Here is a 21,854-nt window from a genome sequence, read left to right as displayed (position 1 = left end):
TGAGGAACCGCCTGCACTCCCGGGGGCACCCCGCCTAGGGTGTCCCCGGGGGAGCGCAGAACAGCGGCCGTCCCCCGACACGGACACGGGGCGCACACGCCCCTCCAGGGCGGATGACGGGGTTCACGCGGGCATGGACAGAACGGTTCGGATCCTGGGCACCCACGGGGTGCCCGCGGCATACGGGGGCTTCGAGACCGCCGCGGAGAACATCGCGCTGTTCCTCGTCGACCGGGGCTGGCGGGTCGTCGTGTACTGCCAGGGCACCGGCACCGGACCCATCGTCGAGGACACCTGGCGCGGGATCGAGCGCGTGACCATCCCCCAGCACCGCGAGGGCTGGCTGGGCACGTCCGCCTTCGACCTGGCCTCGATCCGGCACGCCGTCCAGTTCGACGACGTCTGCCTGACCTTCGGCTACAACACCGGCGTCTTCAACGTCCTCCAGCGGCTCAAGGGGATCCCCAACGTCATCAACATGGACGGCATGGAGTGGACCCGCCGGCGGTGGGGCCTGGCCAAGCAGGCCATCCTTCTCGCCAACGAGCGGTGCGCCGGCCTGTTCGGCAACCAGCTGGTCGCCGACCACCCCGAGATCGAGAAGTACCTGCGCACGTTCAACCGGGCGCGGCGCATCTCGATGATCACGTATGGCGCGCACGCCGTGACCGGTGCGCCCACCGCGCCCGTCGAGGCCCTCGGCCTGGAGCCCGGCCGGTACCTCAGCTGCATCTGCCGGCCCATCCCGGAGAACTCGCTGCTGGAGATCGTCACGGGGTACTCCGCGAAGCCGCGGGGGGTGAAGCTCGTCGTCCTGGGGAACTTCACGCCCGACAGCGACGACTACCACCGGCAGATCATCGAGGCCGCCGGCAGCGAGGTCGTCTTCCCCGGCGCCATCTACGAGCCGGAGGTCGTGCAGGCGCTGCGGTTCCACAGCCTGGCGTACGTCCACGGCCACACCGTCGGCGGCACGAACCCCTCCCTCGTCGAGGCGATGGCCGCCGGGAACCCCGTCATCGCCCACGGCAACGCCTACAACCGCTGGGTCGCCGGACCGTCCCAGCGGTACTTCACCGATGCGCAGTCGCTCTCGGACCAGCTCGACGCCATCCTCGAAAAACCTGACGTCCTCCACCAGATGCATGACGCGGCGAGGGCCCGACATGATGAAGAGTTCACTTGGGAGTTCGTCGCCGGCGAGTACGAGGCCGTCATCGAGCGCTTCCGGGCGGGACGTGGGACCAGGGGCAGGGTGGCCCGTCGGGACCGCCGCCAGACGCGTGCCGCGAGGGGCGGCACCGCATCGACGTGAAACGGAGTTCGACGTGATCAGGCTGGGCGTTGTCGGGTTGGGAAAGATGGGCCTGTCCCACCTGGCGATCTTCAGGGCCCACCCGGACGTCGAGCTGGCCGCTGTGTGCGACTCGACCGGGTACGTGCTGGACGTGCTGTCCAAGTACACGGGGGTGACCACCTACAAGGACATGGCCGTGATGCTGCGCGAGGCCCACCTCGACGCCGTCGTCATCGCCACCCCGTCGCACCTGCACGCCCCGATGGTCCGCTCGGCCCTCGAGGCCGGGGTGAGCGTGTTCTGCGAGAAGCCGTTCACGCTCGACGACGCCGAGGGCCAGGCCCTCGCCGAGCTGGCGGCCGAGCGTGGCCTCGTCACCCAGATCGGCTACCACAACAGGTTCGTCGCGGCGTTCGGCGAGCTGAAGAAGCTCATCGACTCCGGCGCCATCGGCGAGGTCACGCACGTCGTCGCCGAGGCCTACGGCCCCGTCGTCCTCGCCCCCAAGGGCGGCACCTGGCGCAGCCGTAAGTCCTCCGGCGGCGGCTGCCTCTACGACTACGCTGCCCACCCCATCGACCTGGTCCAGTGGTACCTCGGCGAGCCCACCTCGGTGGCCGGCAGCCGGCTGAACAGGATCTTCTCGGCCGAGACGGACGACGAGGTCGTGAGCACCCTGATGTACCCCGACGACGTCACCGCCCAGGTGTCGGTGAACTGGTCGGACGAGTCGCAGCGCAAGATGACGACGAAGATCAGCGTCTGGGGCACGGCCGGTCGGGCGTTCGCCGACCGCCAGGAGCTGCAGGTCTACCTGCGCGACACCGCTCCCGTGCCGGAGGGCTACCGCACCGGCTGGAACGTCCGGTACACGACCGAGCTCAGCGAGCAGCCGTGGTTCTACCTGCGCGGCGAGGAGTACAGCGCGCAGGCCGACGCGTTCGTCCAGCGGGTCAAGGACGGCCGGCGCGAGGGCACCAACACCTTCGAGTCCGGCGTCGCGACCGACCGCATCCTCTCGCTCATCTCCGAGGACGCGGCCGCGGCGGAGGCGGCTCCGAGCGCCGTCGCGTCGGGCCCCACCGCGGGCGTCCCGGCCCGGCGTCCCGCCGCCGGTCGCCGCCCTGCCGGTCGTCGACCGTCCTCGCCCCGCCGGGTCCCCGCCCTGCGGACGCTCCGAACACTGTGGCCCTGGCGCTCGAGGAGGGCAGCCTGATGCAGCGACTCCTCTTCGGCGACAACCAGTTCTTCGGCGTGAACCACATGTCCGAGGACAAGGCCCGCAGCCAGTCCATGAAGTTCCAGGACCTCAGCGCGATCATGGAGGTCCTCGACGCCGCCTACGACGAGGGCGTCACGACGTTCATGTGCACGACGCACGACCGGGTCGCAGAGATCGCGGACCTGGTCCGCGCCGCCCCGGAGCGTTACGCGGACATGGAGTTCTTCCCCTGCATGCCGTACGCGCACAAGTACGCGAACGCGATGACCGAGGACGGACCCCTCGGGGCGCTGCGCCGGTTCCTGCCCGACGAGAGCCTCCTCAGTGCGGCCGTCAAGGGTGGCAAGTCGTTCGCCAGCAAGGACATCGACCACGTGACGCGGATGCTCATCGATGCCGAGATGTCGATGTTCAAGGGCCTCAGGACGCCGGTCGTGTTCCTCCAGAACGTCGTCGTCGACCTGCTCCTCGGGCTCGGTTTCGACGAGGCCTTCACGATCTTCGCCGACCACGTGCGCCGCGAGTACGACGCCGAGCCCGGGTTCATCACCATGAACCTCCCGCTGCTGCTCGACACCCTCGAGCGCCTCGGCATCGAGAACCCCATCGTCTGCTCCAACATCAACAAGATCGGCTTCCGCATGCCCGGGGGGCTGGAGGCCTACGACGAGGCCCTGCGGGACCGGAAGTTCCGGGCCATCGCGATGTCGGTCTTCGCCTCCGGCGCCATCGCACCGTCCGAGGCGATCGAGTGGGTCTGCGCCCAGCCGAACATCGAGTCGATCGTCTTCGGGGCCTCGAGCCGTCGCAACATCGCCTCGACGAAGTCCCTGGTCGACGAGCACTGGCCGACGAAGGTCGGGGTCTGAACTCAACCATTCGGACGAGCGACCTCGGCCGGGCTGCACGCACAATGGATGACGCGACGGACGCCGGTGCTCGACGTCCCGCGTCGACCGACACGGAAAGGGGGCAGGTGGCATGACGTTGCGCGCCTACCTGCAGATCCTGCTCAAGCGCTGGCGGATCCTCACCGCGTGCGCGCTGCTCGTCCTCGTCGGCGCCGGCGCCTTCACCTACCTCACGCCCCCCACGTATGCCGCGACCTCCACCGCGTTCGTGTCCATCAACACGGCGGGTTCGTCGACGGACACCTCGATCTACCAGAGCTCGCAGTTCGCGATGCAGCGCGTGAAGTCGTACACCGAGGTGGTCAAGAGCCCCGACGTGCTCCAGCCGGTGATCGACGAGCTCGACCTCGGGATGACGGTCCCCGAGCTGCGCCGGGTCGTCACGGCCGAGAACGAGGTCGACACGGTGCTGCTCAGCGTCACCGCGACCGACCGCTCCCCCACCCGCGCCCAGGCCATCGCGAACGCCGTGAACACCCAGCTCGGCCAGGCCATCGAGCGCCTCGAGACCCCCCGGGCCGGGGGTGTCTCCCCGGTGAAGGTCACGCAGACCGTCCCCGCAGCGACCCCTCGCTACCCCATCTCGCCGCGCGTGAGCCTCAACCTCGCGCTCGGGCTGATCGCCGGCCTGGCCCTCGGCGTCGTCGTCGCCGTGATCCGCGAGCAGCAGGACACCACGGTCAAGGGCGAAGAGCTCGAGCAGCTCACCGGTCGGGCACCGCTGGCCCTCGTCGGCGTCATCCCCAATGCCAAGACCCAGCCGCTGATCACCATGGAGGGACACGGTCGCGGTGTCGAGGAGTTCCGGTCCCTGCGGGCCAACCTCCAGTTCGTCGACGTCGACCAACCACCGCGCGTCATCGTCGTCACCTCGCCGCTGGCGGGCGAGGGCAAGACGACCACCGCGTGCAACCTGGCCATCGCCCTGGCGCAGTCCTCGCTCAAGGTCTGCCTCGTGGAGGCCGACATGCGTCGCCCGATGGCTGCCAACCTCCTCGGCATCGACGGCTCCATCGGCCTCTCGAACGTCGTCGCCGGCCAGCTCGACCTCGCGGACGCGCTGATGCCCTGGCACCGCGGTCTGCTGCAGTTCCTCGCGGCAGGGACCACGCCGCCCGACCCCAGCAAGCTGCTCGGGTCCAAGAACATGGAGGCGCTGCTGGAGTCGCTGCGCGCCGAGTTCGACTACGTGATCATCGACGCGCCTCCCGTCCTGCCGGTCAGCGACGCCGCGGTCCTGGCCCACAGCACCGACGGTGCCGTCCTCGTCACGCGGTACGGCAAGACCCGCCGGGAGCACGTCACCCGTTCCGTCGCCGACCTCGCCGCGGTGCAGGCCCGGCTCATCGGGGCCGTGATCACCATGGTGCCCGCGCGCGGCCAGCGCTCCCTGCGTGGCCACGACGAGGACTACGCCGCGCTGGCCGCCGCCGACAACGACTGGGTCGGCGCGAGCACGCCGCTGGCCCAGCGCGCCCGGCGCACCCCCAGCCCGGCCCGGGGCCGCCACGAGCACCCGCAGGACGCCGGCGACGCGCTGCCGGACGTCACGGACGAGGTCTGGGCCAACGGGTCGCCCACGGCGACCGGCGCGACCTCACCCCGTGCCACGACGTCGGCCTCCTGGTTCGCGACGGCCACGCCCCGGGCAGCGACCGAGACCACCAGGCAGCCGGCGGGTCCCGCACCGGTGGGCTCGGCGACCGCGAGCCCCGAGAGCTCCGCGACCGCGAGCCCCGCAATCTCGGGGTCGTCGACCTCCGCGCCGGTCGACGACCCGGAGGTCGTGTCCGACGACGAGGTCGCTCCGCCCTCCACGCACGGGAGCGCCACCCAGCCGGGTCCGCGCAACGCCAAGCGACGCCGGGCCCAGCGACGCGCCGGGAGCCCGCAGGGGTCCGCACGGCCCCAGAACGGCGCCGGCCCTCAGCGGCCCCGGAGCGCCCAGGCCACCCAGGGCGAACAGGCCCGCCTCGACCTCGGCGACGAGCACGACGGAGGCCGTGAGGCCGCACGTGACGCGTCCGGTGACCGGGTCACCGACCGCGACAGCACCCAGGACCAGCCGATCAGCGACAAGGAGGAGTCCCTGACCTGAGCGGGCCGGGACCGTTCAGACCGGAACGGTCCGCGTGGTCACCGCAGCCACCGTGACGGCGAACGTGCGCATCGCGCGATCGAGCGCCGCGAGGGCCTGGCGGTGACTGCCACCGACGGTGTGGGGATCGAGGACGTCAATGCCAACGACCAGCGAGCGGGGAGTTCGGCCGAGCCAGCGGTGCCGTTGCGCCGGCATGGTCACGAGCCCGCGCAGCGAGTCCATCTCCTCGACGAGCCAGGCGAACTGTGACGCGGCGTCTTGGGCGACCCGGGCGTGCCGGGCCTGGGCCGCGAGGTCGGAGCCGCGTCGCTGGAGGACCGCGGCGCCCAGCACCGCGGCCTCGAGCACGGTGAACGTGCGGTGGGCGCTGTGCACGTCGAGCACCCGCGGGGCGCTGCGGTACCGACGCTCGGTCGCGAGGATCACCTCCGCCTCGGCGACGACCGCCGCTGTGATCTGGCGCGGGTGGTGCGCCCAGCGAGGCTCCGGGGAACCCGATCCCACCATGGCCCTCGCCGCCTCGGCGCACAAGGACCCGCCCGGCTCCGCGCGCACCCCCGCCGTCCCCACCTCGACCGCCTCGACGCCACCGGCGTCGAGCAGGCCGGAACGGAGGGCGAAGGCGGCTGCGGGAGCCAGGCACGCGTCACTCCCGCACACCACGAGCACCTTCGTCGACATGACCACCCCCGATGCGTCCGCAGTTGTCCTTTTCTACCGGGCGGGAGCTCGCACCGGACCCTGCAAATTGCAGGGTCCCCCTACGCACAACGCAGGAGCCACCACCCGTCCGAGCGGATCCGGGGGCCACCGATGAGCGCCCCACCGTTCGCCCGGACCCTCGACCCCAGGGCGGCCGGGACCACGGACCCGACCGGACGGCCCACGCCCGAGCCGGTCGCGGGCCAGGAGGCGGGGGCCGCGCGGTGGTCGCTGTACCTGTGCTGCATCCTGCTGGTCGCCTGCACCATCCCGTGGCGTCGCGGCACCTACTTCTCCGGCGGCCTGGACCCGGTCGTCCTCCTCAAGGGAGCCATCGGTGGTGCCGGACTCGTCCTGGCGTTCGCGCTGTCGCGGCGACGGACCGCCCAGGTGCGGCTCGGGGCCCGCACCGTCGTGCTCGCCACCACCTACCTCGTCATCTCCGTCGTGGGTGGCTGGGCGGCCGGCACGATGCTCCCCTCCGTGGTCATCGCGGTCCGGGTGGGCATGCTGCTGGCGAGCCTGGCCTTCCTCCTGCAGGCGTTCGGCATCGGACGGGTCGTGCCCGCCATGCTCAGGACGATGGGAGCCGTCGCGGCGTTGGCGATCGCCACCGGCATCGGGACCCTCGCGAGCGGCCGGCTCCAGGGCGGCATACCTCCGTTGGCCCCCAACGAGATCGCCTTCCTGTGCGGTGCCCTGCTGCTGCTGACGGTCCACCGCATCATCGAGCGGCAGGCTGCGGGCTGGGAGGTGGCCGCGGCCGGCCTCCTGGGGGCGCTGGTCTGGCTGACCGGGTCACGGACGACCGCCGCCACCCTCGCCGTTGCGCTGGCCGTCATGGTCGTCCAGGCGCGCCGCTTCTCGGTCCCCGCGTTCCTCGCCATGGTGCTCGCGGTCCCCGCCGTGGCGTATGCCGCCCTGGCCACCACCGCCGTCAGCGACATGCTGCTGCGTGGCGGGAGCCAGAACGTCACCACCCTCAGCTCCCGCACCATCGCGTGGCAGGCCGCCCTGACGATGGACACCTCGACCTACCAGCGGTGGTTCGGCGGTGGCCTGACGATGAAGCACATCCCGGTGTCCGGGCAGTACTGGGCGACCCAGCTCCTCGACAGCAGCTGGGTCTCGGCCCTGGTCCAGACCGGCATCCTCGGCCTCGTCCTCATCGCGGTGTGGGTCCTGAGCACCTCGGTCGCGGCCCTGCGCACCCCGAGGCCCTGGCGCCCGCTCTGGACGGGGCTGCTCGTGTTCATCGTCTTCCGCAGCCTGCTCGAGAGCGGCCTGTTCGACGCGAGCACGTCCTTCATCGTCTTCGCCCTGGTGAGCCTCGCCTCCGAGCCCTCGGCGCGGGTCGCGGGTGCCGGGCCGGAGGACACGGACACCGCCCCCCACACGGAGGCAGGGCGGAACGACCGTCAGCGGGTCGCGGCAGCAGCCACGAGCACGCCGCACACGGCCTCGCGGTAGCGGGCCGGGGCGTACTCCCGCGCGGCGACGTCGGCGTCGCGGAGCGCGTCCTCGCGCGTCTGCTCCCACCGCGACAGCAGCCCCTCCACGGCGACGGCCACCGCGTCCGGGTCGTCGACGGCGACGCGGACGGCTGCCCGCAGCGTCGAGGCCGCCTCGCGGAGCCCGGTGTGGTCGCTGACGACCACGGGTCGGGCACTGAGGGCCGCCTCGACGACGCTGTTCCCGAACGACTCCTCGGACCGCGACGGCACGAGGACGACATCGGCGGCTCGCAGGTGGGGCCAGACGTCGCTGGCGAAGCCGACCAGCGAGACGTGGTCGCCGAGGGCCTCCCGGCGGATCAGCTCGACGAGCTCCTCGTGGTACCACTCGTAGCCCGGGAAGACGTCTCCGACGACCTCCAGGCGGGCGTCGATCCCCCGCCGGAGCAGCGCGGCGGCAGCCAGCACGGCGACGTCGACCCCCTTGCGGGGCGAGAGCCGACCGACGAAGACGAGGCGGACACCATCGGGCTGCAGGCGGGGGGCCTCCACGTGGTCCGGGCCGGCGACACCGTTGCGCACGACGACCATCCGCGCCGTGGGACCGCCCGACGAGGCCGTCACGGCGCGGCTCGTCTCGCTGTTGCAGATCACCCTCGTCGCGAGCCGCGTGGGCAGGGCCAGTCCGACCCGGGCGACCCGCGGCACCGAGCTCTCCGCCTCGTGCACGTGGACCACCGACGGCACGCCCAGGACCTTGGCGACCAGCAACCACAGCGGGATCGTCACCGTGTTGACGTACAGGACATCGGGACGGACCCGGCGCAGGGTCCGCACCATCGACGGCAGGCCGCGGACCACCTCGGCGGCGAGCTGGACGAGACCGGCAGGACGCAGGTTGCTCTTGCGCACCACCGGGGCCCGGCACAGCTGCCACTGGGCGCCGAGCGCGAGCATCTCCGCCTTGAGCGGGCCGTCCTGCGTGGCGGCGACGACGACGTCCCAGCCGTCCTGGCGCAGGCCGCGGACGGCCTCGAGGACCATCCGGTCCGAGCCATAGAGATCGGCAGACGGGTTGGCCACGAGGGCCACCCGCCTGCCGATCTCGGAGGGTGCTGGGGTCACGGGCGCGGAGGTCCGACCCACAGCTGGTCGAGGCCGTACACCACGGGCCCGTTGGTCGAGCTGCTGCTCAGGTAGGCGTACACGCCCACCGAACCGGCAGCCTGGAACCCTGCCGTGCTGTCCGTCGACGTGAGGCTCCACGCCGTCGGCTCCGTCGCGGTGGACTTCCAGACCTTGACGCGCAGGGTGGTCGGCGTGGTGCCGGTCACCTGGAGGCGCACCTTCAGCTGGTCACCCGCCGCGTAGCTCACGCCGGCCAGTGTGGCACTGGTGAGCACGGTCTCGGTGCCGCTCGCGTTGCGGGTCAGCCACACGGCCACCTGTCCGTTCGACGCCATCCGGACCTTGGCCCGGTAGTCCAGCGTCGCACTGACCCGGCGCCCGAGGACGGAGACGTACTGACCGCCACCCGTCGGCACCTTGTCGGTGGTCACCGCAGCCACCACCTCCGTCGTCGTGGAGCTCACGCTCGGGAGGTAGGCGGTGTAGCCGTCGCCCACGTTGAGGCTGACCCGGCCCTGGCCACCCGAGACGCTCCAGCGGGTTGCGGGCCCACCGAGGGTCCAGGCGCCGCCCACGTCAGCCGTGCCCCAGCCGGTCGCCAGGGTGCGCGCGAAGTCGTCCTGGGCGAACACGGTGGGAGCGGCCACGGTCACTGCCGCCGACTTCGTGGCGGTGCCGCCACGGTTGTCCGTCACGGTGAGGGTCACCGTGAAGGTGCCGGCCGCGGCATACGTGTGGTTGGCCGTGACCCCGCTGCCGGCGGCGGTGCCGTCACCCCAGTTCCACGAGTAGGACGCGATGGTGCCGTCCGGGTCGCTGGAGGTCGAGCCGTTGACCGAGGTCGCGAGCCCGTTCTCCGTGTGGGTGAAGGCTGCCGTGGGCAGCTGGTTGGGCGGGCCGGTGACGGTGACCGTGTCGGTCTTCGTCCCGGTCTTGCCCTTGTCGTCGGTCACCGTGAGGACGACCGTGTAGGTGCCCGCCGCGGCGTACGCGTGGGTCGGTGTCGCGCCACTGCCCGCAGGCGTGCCGTCACCCCAGTTCCACGAGTAGCCCGCGATGGTGCCGTCGGCGTCGGAGGACCCGGAGCCGTCGAACGCCACCGACAGGTTGGTCGGCGTCGAGGTGAACACCGCCGTCGGCGCCTGGTTGGCCACGACCGTGACGACCTGCGACGAGGTGCCGGTGGCGCCCTTGTCGTCGGTCACGGTGAGCGTGACCGTGTAGGTGCCCGCCGCGGCGTATGCGTGCGTCGGGGTCGCGCCACTGCCCGCAGGCGTGCCGTCACCCCAGTTCCACGAGTACGACGCGATGGTGCCGTCGGCGTCGCTCGAGGTGGTGCCGTCGGCGGCCACGTCGAGGAAGTCCTTGGTCACCGTGAACGCCGAGGTCGGCGGCTGGTTGGCCGGCGGTGCCGTCATCGTGACCGAGTGGGTCACGGTGTTGGTGCCGCCACGGTTGTCCGTCACCGTGAGGGTGACGTCGTAGGTGCCCGCCGCGGCATACGCGTGGGTGGCGTTGGCACCACTGCCCGCAGGCGTGTTGTCACCCCAGTTCCACGAGTACGACGCGATGCTGCCGTCGGGGTCGCTCGAGCCGGAGCCGTCGACCGACAGGCCGAGGAACGACTCGGAGTGGCTGAACGCCGCGGTCGGCGTCTGGTTGGGCAGCTGCCCGCCACCGGCCTGGTAGTGCGCCGCGACGGTGCTCGGGGAGAGCACGGAGGAGTAGACCGCGACCTCGTCGATGGTGGCGTCGAGGAACGGGCTGCAGCAGCCCCAGTGGTTGTCGCCACCGACCCGCCAGTAGCCGGCGTAGTCCTGGGCGTCGGTCTGGCCGTTGGTGCCGATGAGCCGGCCGTCGACGTAGAGCTTCATGCCGTCGGTGTTGCTCTGGCTGGCCACCACGTGGTGCCACTGGCCGTCGTTGACCGGACCCGGCGTCGTGATCGTGTTGGTGAAGCCGGTCCAGACCCCGAAGGTCAGGGTGCCGTCGTTGCTCAGGTAGACGTGCCGGTCGTAGCAGCCGGAGGTCCCCGTCTGCGAGCAGCCGAACCCGATGATCTTGCCCCCGTTGGTCGACGTCGTCTTGAACCACGCCTCGAGGGTGTAGTTGTGCGGGTTGCTGTACTGGGTGTTGGAGGCGATGAACCCATCCGTGCCGTTGAAGGCCACCGCCTTGTTCGTCGCCGGGTCGAACGCGCCGGCCTGTCCCTGGGTGTAGCCACCCTGGTAGGTGCCGTTGGACTCGTTCGGGCTGGAGTCCTTGGCCGTGCCGTTCGTGTCACCCAGGCGCCAGTACAGGTCCGGGTTGGCGTCCCAGACCGCCTGGCCGTAGGCGTCCGTCGGGCGGGTCGGGACGTTGAGCGTGCGACCGCTCGCGGTGTAGTGCGACTGCACCGTGGTCAGCGCGAGAGCCGTCGGGTAGATCGCCACGTCGTCGATGTCACCGGCGAAGTAGGGGTTGCCGCTCCACGGGCTGTCCCCGCCGACACGCCAGTACCCGGAGTAGGGCTGTCCTGCCGAGGTCCCGGCGTTGCGGCCGATCCGCTTCCCGTCGACGTAGAGGACCACGCCCGACGGGTCGAGGCTGCCCACGACCTGGTGCCACTGGCCGTCGTTGAGGGAGGTCGGCGAGGTGACGGTGAAGAAGCCGTTGTTGTAGACGCCGAAGGTGACCCGGCCGTCCGGCTCCATGTAGATGTGGCGGTCGTAGTTGTTCGACAGACCCGTGTTGGCGTTGCCGAAGCCGACGATCTTGCCGCCGCTGGTGGTGGTCGTCCGGAACCACGACTCGACGCTGAACACGTCCGGTCCGACGACCGGGGAGGTCGTGGCACCGAGGCCGTCAGCTCCCCCGAAGCTCGTGGACTTGTCGGTGTCGCCGATGACGGCGCCGTCGGCACCACGGGTGAGCCCGCCCGACATCGTCAGGTCGTCGAACCCGGCCCAGTCGATGGCGCTGCCCGACGGCTCACCGAGCCGCCAGAGGTGGTTGGCTCCGTCGTCGAGGACCTTCTGCGCGTAGGCGCTCGGCGAACCGCTGCCGACGGTCACCGTGTTGGAGACCGGGCTCCACAGGATGTTGCCGTCGGGGTCGGTGACCCGCACCTGGTAGCGCACCGTGGTGCCCGGGGTGAGGCCCTTGTCGACGAAGCCCATGGTGGGCAGCGTCCAGAAGTTGGAGTCGCCCGTGGTCGTGTAGACCCAGGTGTTGTTGTTGCGCAGCACCTCGTACTTGAGGTTCTTGTCGTCCTGGTCCCAGGCCGAGCCCCACGAGACGCGGACCGTGCCGGCCGTCAGCGAGACGGCGTTGGTGCTCGGGGTCGGCGTGGCCGGGGTGGTGTTGTAGGAGGGGCCGACCTTGTCCGGTGCGCCGGCCTTGGTGCGGAACCGCACGATGCCCTGCTGGGCGACGTTGTTGACGCGCGGGAACTCGCCGCCGTAGACCACCCACTGGCCGTCCGGGGAGGCGTCGACCGCCCAGCCCGCCTGGCGCGAGCTCGTGAACGAGCCGAACGCGAAGTTGGGGTACCAGTGCAGGAGCTTGGCGTTCGGGAGGCCGATCAGGCCGTAGGTGCTGCCCCAGCCGTACGCGTCGTCCTTGGTGGAGACACCGGTGGCGTGGGAGTACGACGCCGCCGCCTTCTGCCAGCGGACGCGCGGGTTGGTGTCGGGCCAGCCGTCGACCACGGTGCAGTCGTGCTGGTGCGACGCGTTGTAGAGCACGTCGCCGGCCGGGGCGATGTCGTAGGTGTCACCGAGGCAGTCGTTGGCCCAGTTGATCTGCCCCGTCATCGGGTCGACCGCGAAGGTGCCCTCGTAGGAGGCTCCGGCGCCGAACGCGTAGCTGGTGCCGTAGACCTGGGTCCCGTCGGTCTTGACCGACGTGATGGCGCCGTTGGCGCCCGCCGCGCGGATCTTCTCCTGCGCGGGCCACGGGTTGGTGCTGCCGTCCGAGGCGTTCACCGACCCCATGCCGTAGGCAGGCTGTCCGTTGAGCGTCGTGAACGACCCCGCCGGGATGACCCTGCTCTTGTCCGGCGACATGGTCATCGCCCAGACGTAACCACCGGCCGCCGCGGGCGCCCACGACGACATGGCGCCGGTGCTCACCGAGAAGGCCGCCAGGCGGGTGCGAGCCACGCCGTTCGCGGACGTGAAGTTGCCGCCGACGTAGACCGTCGACCCCGTGATACCGAGGCCACGGACCTGGCCGCCCACGTTCGGGGGAACGAAGCCGCCCCCGGTCACGAGCGAGCCGTCGGCCGGGTTGAGCGCGGCGAGGTGGCCGCGTGCGGTCCCGTTGACGGTGGTGAAGTCGCCACCCACCCACAGGCGGCTGCCGTCGGCCGACGCCCGGATCACCAGGCCCTGGGCGTTGAGCCCGGGGTTCGTGGCGAAGGTCGTCACGCGGTCACCGGTGGAGAGGCGGTAGGCGAAGATGTTGTTGGCGACGACCTCACCGGCACCGCCCGCGGCGACGCCCGGAGGCCTGGCGCGGGTGAAGGAACCGGTGACGTAGACGACGTCCCCGACGATCGCCTGGCTCCACACGACGCCGTTGATCTGCCACGAGGGCAGGGCGTCGGAGCTGACGGTCGCCGGGTCCGGCGCCACCACCGCAGGCGGCGGATCCGCCGCCTGCGCAGGCGAGGCCAGCACGGCAGCCCCTGACAAGGCCATGGCCATCGTGACCACACCCACCCCGACCTTGCGAGACCATCGAGCTATCGGCCCACGCGTCATGACGTCCTCACGTTCCCCTGCTGGCAGCAGGACATCCATCCGATTGATCATTGGTTGCGGGGTCCGACCCAGAGGTCGTCCACGCCGTACACGACAGGACCGTTCGTGGTGCTGCCGCTGAGGAACGCGTACAGGCCGACCGAGCCGGGGACCTGCAACGTGCTGGTGCTGTCGGTGCCGGTGAGGAGCCAGGCGGTCGGCTCCGTGGTGCCGGCCTTCCAGATCTTCACCCGCAACGTGGTGGGCGAGGTGCCGTAGGTCTGGAGCTTCACGAGCATCTTGTCGCCGGCCGCGAAGGTCAGGCCGGGGACGGTGACGCTGGTGAGCACGGTCTCCGTGGCGCTCTCGTTGCGGGTCAGCCAGACGGCCACGGCCCCGGTGGAGGCAAACCGCACCTTGGCCCGGTAGTCGAGCGTGGAGCTGACCCGACGGCCGATGAGGCTGACGTACTGCCCACCACCGGTGGGCACCTTGTCGGTGGTGACGGTCGTGCGGAACTCGTTGTCGGTGCTGCTCACCGACGCGAGCGCCGCCGTGTAGCCGTCACCGGCGTTGAGGCTGACCCGACCGGTGCCGGCCGAGACGCTCCAGCGCGAGGCGGTGCCACCCAGGGTCCAGGCACCGCCGACGTCAGCGGTCCCCCACCCGGTCGCGAGCGTCCGCTCGAACGCGTCCGCCGCGAGGGCGAGCGGCGCGGTCACGGTGACGGCCCGCGAGGTGGTGGCGGTGGCGCCCTGGTCGTCGGTGACCGTGAGGGCCACGGTGTAGGTGCCGCTCGCCGCGTACGAGTGGGTCGCCGTGGCGCCGGTCCCGTTGGCGGTGCCGTCACCCCAGCTCCACGAGTACGACGCGATGCTGCCGTCGGGGTCGCTGGACGCGGAGCCGTTGACGGACAGGTCGACGAACGACTCGCTGTCGGTGAAGGACGCCGTCGGGGCCTGGTTGGCGACGACGGTCACCGAGCTGGAGGTGGTGCCCGAGTCGCCCTTGTCGTCGGTGACGGTGAGCTTCACGGTGTAGGTGCCGGCGGCGGCATACGTGTGCGTGGCCGTGGCGCCGGTCCCGTTGGCGGTGCCGTCACCCCAGCTCCACGCGTATGACGCGACGGTGCCGTCGGCGTCGGTGGAGGCCGACCCGTTGACCGAGGTCTTGAGGAACGACTCGCTGTGGGTGAACGACGCCGTCGGCGGCTGGTTCGGCGCCGTGGCGACGGTCACCGCACGGGCGCTGGTGCCGGTGGCCCCCTTGTCGTCGGTGACGGTGAGGCGGACCGTGTAGGTGCCCGCGGCGGCATACGAGTGGCTCGCGGTGGCGCCGGTGGCGCTGGCGCCGTCACCGAAGTCCCAGGCGTACGACGCCACGGTGCCGTCGGGGTCGCTCGAGGCGGACCCGTTGACCCCGAGGGTGAGGAACGACTCGGAGTCCGTGAACGAGGCGGTCGGGGCCTGGTTGGTCACGACGGTGACGGCACGCGTGGTGCTGTTGGTCGCACCGCGGTCGTCGGTGACGGTGAGCCGCACCGTGTAGGTGCCGGCCGCGGCGTACGCGTGGCTCGCGGTGACCCCGGTGGCGGTGGCGCCGTCACCGAAGTCCCAGGCGTACGAAGCGATCGCGTCGTCGGGGTCGCTGGACGTCGAGCCGTCGACCGAGGCCGTGAGGAAGGACGAGCTGCTGGTGAAGGCGGCTGTCGGCGTGGCGTTGGGGGCGGTGAACCCTGCTGCCTCGTAGTGCGCCCGGACCTGGGTGCCGGTGAGGGCGGTCGGGTACACGGCGACCTCGTCGACCGTGGCGGCGATGTAGTTGCTCGTGGTGCCCCCGAAGGTGCGGTCCCCACCGACCCGCCACCAGCCGGTGTAGTTCTGCGCGTCGGTGGCGGGGTTCGAGGCGACCTTGGCCCCGTCGACCCACAGGTTCATGCCGTTGGCGCCCTGGGTGGCGACCACGTGGTGCCACACGCCGTTGTTGTAGGACGCGGTGGTCTCGGCGAGGCTGCGCACGGCGCCGTTGGTGCCGAACTGCAGGTGGCCGTTGCTGAGCATGACGACCTGCCGGTCGTAGGAAGTGCTCAGCCCGGTGGCCGTGTTGCCGAAGCCGATGAGCTTCCCGCCCTTCGTGCTCGTCGACTTGAACCAGAGCTCGGTCGAGTAGGCGCGCGGGTTGGTCGTCGGCTCCTTGTCCACGATCAGGCCGGAGGTGCCGTTGAGCGTGACGGCCGTGCCCGAGGCGGAGGCCGGGGAGCCGGCGGCACCGAGGGTGGTGCCCGTGACGTAGGTGCCGTCCTTGCCGGAGGTCGAGGAGTCGACCGCGGTGGTGCCGGAGGACTCGCCGAGGCGCCAGTAAGAGTCAGGGCTGTTCGCCGTGACGGCTGCCGCGTAGGCGTCGGCCGGCGGGGTCGACCACGTGGCCGGGCGACCCGACGCGAGGAAGTGCGCCTGCAGCTGCGCCTGGGTCAGCACCGTGGGGTAGACCGCGAGCTCGTCGACGGAGCCGAGGAGGCCCGCACTCGTGGGCTTGTTGGCCAGGTTGGAGGTCTGGTCGGCCAGAAGGCGCCAGTACCCGTCGTAGGTCGCCATCGACACCGGCGTCTGGTCGCGGGCGACCCGGCGTCCGTCGACGTAGAGCGAGACGCCCGAGGCTCCGGCGGTCGCGGCGACGTGGTGCCACTGCCCGTCGTTGACGGTCCGGTTGCTCGTCACCCAGCGCGACGAGCCGTTCATCAGGAGGAACGACAACCTGTTGGCGTTGTTGACGTAGAGCACCATGTCGTTCGTGCCGGAGGCCGACGTGCCCTGCTGGCTGGTGCCGAAGCCGATGATCCGCCCACCGGTCGTGCTCGTCGTCTGGATCCAGCCCTCGACGGTCACCTCGGGGACGTGGGACTCCTGGAAGGTCGTCCAGGCCTTGGAGTTCGCGGCGTCCGTCGAGGTCACGGCGGGGTCGCCGGCGATCGCGCCGGGCTGGCCGGTGGTCAGGGCCGTGGACGAGCCCATGCCCACGCCTGCAGCGTCGGTGATCGCCGGACCGGCGTCACCGAGGCGCCACAGGTGGCTGGCCCCGTCGCCGCGGACCGCGGAGACGTAGGAGGAGACGGGTGCGCTGGACACCGTGACCGGTGCGGACGCCAGGCTCCACTGGATGTTTCCGTCCTTGTCCTTGGCGCGGACCTTGTACGTGTGCGTCGTCCCGGGTGCGACCCCGCTGTCGGTGAACGTGAGGCCGGGGAGGCGGTACCAGATGCTCGCGCCCGAGACGTTGCCGATCGTGGCTCCGCCGTCGCGGTAGACGTCGTAGGTCAGCGTGGCGTCGTCACGGTCCCAGACCGAGCCCCAGGTCAGCTTGACCTTGCCGGCCTCGGTCGACGTGGCGACAGGGTTGATGGCCGTGGTGTAGATCGGCTTCGAGAGCCGGGGAGCTGCGGACGGCATCGCGAAGCGGGTCAGGCCCTGCTGGGCGACACTGTTGACCATCGGGAACTCGCCACCGAGGGTGATGTACGTGCCGTTGCCGGTCACCGACCAGGCGGCCTGCCGGTCGGGGGTGTAGCTGCCGAACTCGAGGTCCGGGTACCAGTGCGTCAGCCCGGTGAAGGGCAGTCTGCGGAAGTCCCAGCCGTACGCGTCCTTCACGGCCGTCATGCCGGTCGGGTAGGTCGGGAACGCGGTGGCCTTCTGCCAGCGCGAGCGCGGGTTGGTGTCGGGGAAACCGTTGACGACGCTGCAGTTGTGGACGTGGCCGACGGTGTAGAGCGTCTGGTTCATCGGGAAGGAGCTGTACTCGTCACCCAGGCAGTCGTTGACCCAGTTGATCGCGCCCGTCGAGGGGTCCGCCGAGAAGTTGCCCTCGAACGCGGCACCGGCACCGAACGCGTACCCGGTGCCGAAGACCTGCGTCCCGTCGGTGCTGAGGCTGGTGATGCCGCCGTTGAGGCCGGCCGTGCGGATGCGGGCGTTGGCGTCCCACTGAAGGATCGCCCCGCTGGCGGCGTCGACCGAGCCCATGCCGTAGGCCGCGACACCGCTGAGGGTCTCGAACGAGCCGCCGACGATGACCCGGCTCTGGTCGGGGGACATGAGCAGCGCCAGCACGCTGGCGTTCGAGCCACCGGCGACGGGGGCCCACGGGAGCATGGTGCTGCTGGTGGAGGAGAAGGCTGCGAGGGCCCCGCGCGTCTGGCCGTTGGCCGACGGGAAGGTGCCACCGACGTAGATCGTCGACGGCGTCGTGGCGAGCGCGCGGACCTGGCCGCCGACGTTCGGCGCCCAGGAGGTCAGGGAGCCGTCAGCGGCCGAGAACGACGCCACGTGGCCACGGGCGACACCGTCGACGGTGGTGAAGTCGCCACCGACGATGATGCGCGAGCCGTCCGACGAGGCGCGGACGACCATGCCCTGGGCGTTCAGCGCGTGGTCGAAGGACGCGACCCGGTTACCGGTGGTGATGTCGTAGGCGAAGATGTTGAGCGCGTCGACCTCGCCGACGCCACCGACGGCGACGCCCGGCGGCCGGGCCTTGGTGAAGCTGCCCGTGACGTAGACGGTGTTGCCGACGATGGCCTGGCTCCACACGACGCCGTTGATCTGCCACGTCGGCAGGGCGTCCGCGGTCACCGGCGCCGCGGACGGGACGACCGGCGGCGGTTCCGCGGCACTGGCCGGCGTGGCCAGCGCCGAGGCGCCTGCGAGGACGACCGCGGCAGCAGCTGCTGCGGCGACAGCGCGACGGACGAGACCGCCGAGTTCCTCAACGTGCATGGTGTGCTGCCTCTCGGGGCTGCGCGGGGGCGGGGACCGCCGGGGCGCTGGTGGTGACTGACTGCTCCGTGCGGAGCATCGGGGTGAGGACGACGAAGCGGGTGACCAGGCCGGCTGCGACCGGTCCGAGGGCGAGGACGAACGGCGTTGCGGCCGTGGGCAGGTCGGCGAGCAACCAGGCGACGAGCGCGACGAGCGAGACCGCGGCGTCCAGGAGCCGGACGCCGAGCATCGCGCGCTGGCGTCCGCGAGCAGCGGCGAGGCTGACGAACGGCTGCATCGACGCGATGGCCGCGGCGTAGCAGGCCCAGCCGGCCACTGCGAGCAGGGGGACGGTGAACCCGTCACCGGTGACCCACGGTCCGACGAGGGGCGCAGCCAACCAGATCAGGAGGCCGACACCGAGGGCACCGAGGACGAGAGCGGCGCTGCCCCGACGCGCCCGGGTGACGAGTGCAGTCAGGGCGAGGGAACGGTCGCGCCCGTAGGACGCGAGCAGGTACGACCCGATCCCCTGGACCATGAGCAGGGCGGGTGCCACAAGGATCCGGGCGGCTTCGAGGTGACCCAGCGCCGCGGCCCCGGCCACCGCCACGACGAGCAGGCGGAACGCCGTGAAGACGCCGGGGTTGACCGCGACCTGCGCCCCGCGCCATACGCCGAAGGACGCGACGTCACGCACGGCGCCGCCACGGACGGGAGCAGCCCACCGCTCCGACGGCGCCAGCATGGCGGCCACGGTGAGCAACCCGGTCGCCTGCCCGAGGGCGACGGCGCCCAGGAAGCTCCCGAGGGTGATGGTGCCGGCCAGGCCGAACGCCACCAGCGCCGCGACCGCCGTGGCCAGGGCGACGGAGTCGACGACCACGAGCCGCCAGAAGCGCAGCGACGCCATCAGCAGCCGGCGCCCCACCTCCTCGACCGCGAACAGGGCCGCGGCGAGCAGGAACAACCCGGCCTCGGCGGCGTCGAGCGAACCCGTGCCCCACAGCACCGCGGCGGCCAGGGCCGGACCAGCGGTGCCGAGCACGAGGGCCCACCACTGCAGGCCACCACGGACGCGGGAGTCCGCGCGGTCGAGCACGGTGAGCGAGTCGCCCACGAATCCGCTCGTGACCGCGGTGACCAGCACGATGGTGCCCAGGCAGAGCGAGACGAGGCCGAGACCCTTCGCACCGAGCACGTGCGCGGCCACGACCTGGAGCACGAAGCTGGTCGCCGCCTGCCAGACCTGTGCGACGAGGGCGCCCGAGGCGTGCGACGTGACGAGCGCGCGCAGACGTCCCGTCGGCAGGCCCCGGTGGTGGCTCACGAGACCACGACCGCGCCGGAGTAGGTGGCCGAGGTGTGGGTGCCGTCGAAGTCGACGACCATGGTCAGCTTCTTCAGCCCGGAGTCCGGCACGGCGAAGGCGTAGAACGCCGTCGCGGAGGCGCCGGGCTTGACGATGCCGGAGAAGTCGTAGGTCTTGGCGCTCTCGGTGTAGACCGGGGCGGCCAGCTGCTTGGACGCGGAGTAGTAGGTCGTGAGGACGACCTGGTTGAGATTGATCGCCTTCGCCGAGCCGTTGGTGAGCTTGAGCTCGAAGCGGACGTACTTGCGGCCGGCCATGACCCCGGGGCCGTGACCGGTCTCGGTGGCCCGCACGGTCCGGACGATGTCGAGGCGGACCCCGTCGGGGTAGGTGACCGGCGCGGTGAACTTCGCGGCAGGTGCGGTGACCGACGGCGAGGACGGCTGGCCGGAACGCTTGACCTTCGGGACCGACGCCACCGGCTGCGGCAGGGGCGGCGGCACGGTGGCCGACGTGGTCGGGCTCTCGGCGTCGTCAGGCGTCGTGGTCGCCGACGGGCTCGGGCTCGAGGAGCTCGACGACGCGACCGGGCCGACGGCCGCGGTGCTGCTGGCGGCGGTGGGCGACGTGCGGTCGCCCGAGCAACCGGACAGGAGGGCGGCGGTGACGGCACCGACGACGAGGACGGCGGGGAGGCGGCGCAGGGACATCAGTACGCCCCCGTCCCACGCAGGACGGCCTTGGCGGTGCGCACGATGATCTGCAGGTCCAGCAGCAGGGACCAGTTGTCGACGTACCAGAGGTCCAGCCGCAGGGACTCGTCCCAGGACAGGTCGCTGCGTCCGCTCACCTGCCACAGACCGGTGAGGCCCGGCTTGACCCGCAGGCGGCGGGTGGCGTCCGACTCGTAGCCGGCGACCTCGGAGGGCAGCGGTGGCCGCGGCCCGACCAGCGACATCTCGCCTCGGATGACGTTGATGAGCTGGGGGACCTCGTCGATGGACAGTCGGCGCAGGATCCGGCCGACCGAGGTGACGCGCGGGTCGCGGCGCATCTTGAACAGGACCGTGTTGCCGGCGTCCACCGCGGTGACGAGCTCGGCCTTGCGCTGCTCGGCGTCGACGACCATGGTGCGGAACTTGAGCATCTGGAACGTCTCGCCGCGGGCACCGACCCGGGTCTGGCGGAAGATGACGCCACCGGGTGAGTCCAGGCGGATCGCGACGGCGATGCCGAGCAGGACCGGTGCGGCCAGGACGGTGAGCACGACCCCCAGGACCAGGTCGACGGTGCGCTTGAACACGCGGCGAGCGCCCGACATCGCGGGCCGCTCCACGTGCAGCAGCGGCATGCCGGCAGAGGGGCGGATGCTCAGTCGCGGGCCGGCCACCTCGAAGAGGCCGGGGGCGATGACGAGGTCGACGGCGCGCTCCTCGAGGCTCCATGCCAGGCGACGCAGGCTGGGGCCGCTGAGCTCGGGGTCGCTGGACACGGCCACGACCTCGGCGTCGAGCAGGTCGATGGCGTACATCGCCTCGTCGGGGTAGCCGAAGACCGGCACGCCCTCGATCTCGGTGGAGAAGTCGCCCTCGGTCGCGATGCCGGAGACGCACGCGCCGACGACCTGCATGCCCTCGCCGGGCGCGCGGCGCAGCTGGCGGATGAGGGGGGCGACGGTACGGACGTTGCCGATGACCACGGTGCGCTGGGAGTCGATGCCGACCTCGCGGCGGGCCAGCAGGCCACGACGCAGGAGGTGGCGGCCGAGCAGGCCGAGGACGAGCAGCGGCGGGGCTGCGGTGAGCACCAGCCCGCGGGCGATCTCGGCGTGGACGAGCCAGGACAGGACGGCGACCGACACGACCAGCCCGACGACGGCCCGGCCGATGGCGCGGTACTCGTCGGCGGTGATCCCGAGGTAGCGCCGCTCGTAGCCGTGGCAGAGCAGGATCGCGAGGTACCAGGCGCCGGGGAGGGCGAGCGCGACCAGGCCGCGGTCGACCAGCGGGGCGTCACCGATGGGGACGAAGGTGCACAGCAGCCCGGCGACGACGGCGCCGGCGATGTCCACGGCGACCGCCTTGGAGCGGTAGCGCAGGTACCAGGACTGCTTGGCCGGGTGCTCGGGCGCCACCCCCGCCCAGTCGTGCGTCCCGACGAGCCCGGCGGTCCCGATGGCCTCGGTCGGCGTCGTCGGTCGTCCGATGAGGTCGTCCGACGGCACCTGGACCGGCACCTGCACCGGCGCT

12 protein-coding genes are annotated in these 21,854 nt (G+C 71.5%); 5 read left to right on the top strand and 7 right to left on the bottom strand.

Translation table 11 applies throughout. From position 1 onward, the window contains the following. The first annotated feature begins 133 nt into the window (after positions 1-133). From ACYVKF_RS13030 to ACYVKF_RS13015, 4 genes are all read left to right on the top strand, one after another. Positions 134-1,315: a DUF1972 domain-containing protein gene (locus tag ACYVKF_RS13030; protein ID WP_460966877.1), complete on the top strand. Its 1,182-nt coding sequence runs from the start codon at positions 134-136 to the stop codon at positions 1,313-1,315. After that, entirely contained in the window at positions 1,239-2,513 is a 1,275-nt protein-coding gene (locus ACYVKF_RS13025) for a Gfo/Idh/MocA family protein (RefSeq protein WP_460966875.1), read from the top strand. Before ACYVKF_RS13030 ends, ACYVKF_RS13025 begins: the two co-directional genes overlap by 77 nt. Then, positions 2,513-3,388, top strand: a complete 876-nt coding sequence (locus ACYVKF_RS13020; protein ID WP_460966873.1) for a hypothetical protein — start codon at positions 2,513-2,515, stop codon at positions 3,386-3,388. Before ACYVKF_RS13025 ends, ACYVKF_RS13020 begins: the two co-directional genes overlap by 1 nt. 112 nt (positions 3,389-3,500) lie before the next feature. After that, a complete protein-coding gene (locus ACYVKF_RS13015) occupies positions 3,501-5,528 on the top strand; it encodes a tyrosine-protein kinase domain-containing protein (RefSeq protein WP_460966872.1) in 2,028 nt (675 codons plus the stop codon). A gap of 15 nt (positions 5,529-5,543) precedes the next feature. Here ACYVKF_RS13015 and ACYVKF_RS13010 read toward each other — a convergent pair whose 3' ends face one another. After that, positions 5,544-6,212 (bottom strand): hypothetical protein, encoded by a 669-nt coding sequence (locus ACYVKF_RS13010; RefSeq protein ID WP_157581494.1) that lies wholly within the window; start codon positions 6,210-6,212, stop codon positions 5,544-5,546. A 132-nt stretch (positions 6,213-6,344) separates the two neighbouring features. Between ACYVKF_RS13010 and ACYVKF_RS13005 the strand changes: the two genes are divergently transcribed. Next, positions 6,345-7,703 carry an O-antigen ligase family protein gene (locus tag ACYVKF_RS13005; RefSeq protein WP_460966869.1) on the top strand — a complete coding sequence of 453 codons (1,359 nt, stop codon included), beginning with the start codon at positions 6,345-6,347 and terminating at the stop codon, positions 7,701-7,703. On the opposite strand, the gene ACYVKF_RS13000 is transcribed toward ACYVKF_RS13005, so the two are convergent. The 6 genes from ACYVKF_RS13000 to ACYVKF_RS12975 all read right to left on the bottom strand — a co-directional run bounded on the left by ACYVKF_RS13000 (position 7,652) and on the right by ACYVKF_RS12975 (position 21,847). Further along, on the bottom strand, positions 7,652-8,812 hold the full coding sequence (locus tag ACYVKF_RS13000) for a glycosyltransferase family 4 protein (protein ID WP_460966867.1): 1,161 nt from the start codon (positions 8,810-8,812) through the stop codon (positions 7,652-7,654). The two genes, ACYVKF_RS13005 and ACYVKF_RS13000, sit on opposite strands and share 52 nt — an antisense overlap. Continuing rightward, the gene (locus ACYVKF_RS12995; protein WP_460966865.1) at positions 8,809-13,497 is read right to left on the bottom strand and encodes a PKD domain-containing protein; all 4,689 of its coding nucleotides are present in this window, start codon (positions 13,495-13,497) and stop codon (positions 8,809-8,811) included. Before ACYVKF_RS12995 ends, ACYVKF_RS13000 begins: the two co-directional genes overlap by 4 nt. 110 nt (positions 13,498-13,607) lie before the next feature. Continuing rightward, a complete protein-coding gene (locus ACYVKF_RS12990) occupies positions 13,608-18,311 on the bottom strand; it encodes a PKD domain-containing protein (RefSeq protein ID WP_460966863.1) in 4,704 nt (1,567 codons plus the stop codon). Next, positions 18,301-19,623, bottom strand: coding sequence for a hypothetical protein (locus ACYVKF_RS12985; protein ID WP_460966861.1), 1,323 nt, complete (start codon positions 19,621-19,623; stop codon positions 18,301-18,303). Before ACYVKF_RS12985 ends, ACYVKF_RS12990 begins: the two co-directional genes overlap by 11 nt. Then, a complete protein-coding gene (locus ACYVKF_RS12980) occupies positions 19,620-20,315 on the bottom strand; it encodes a hypothetical protein (RefSeq protein ID WP_460966860.1) in 696 nt (231 codons plus the stop codon). The genes ACYVKF_RS12985 and ACYVKF_RS12980 overlap by 4 nt, the downstream gene beginning before the upstream one ends. Beyond that, on the bottom strand, positions 20,315-21,847 hold the full coding sequence (locus ACYVKF_RS12975; RefSeq protein WP_460966858.1) for a sugar transferase: 1,533 nt from the start codon (positions 21,845-21,847) through the stop codon (positions 20,315-20,317). The genes ACYVKF_RS12980 and ACYVKF_RS12975 overlap by 1 nt, the downstream gene beginning before the upstream one ends. Between the last annotated feature and the right edge of the window lie 7 nt (positions 21,848-21,854).

The sequence above is a fragment of the Pedococcus soli genome (assembly GCF_054782575.1).
This window is presented reverse-complemented; position numbering and strand designations above follow the sequence as displayed.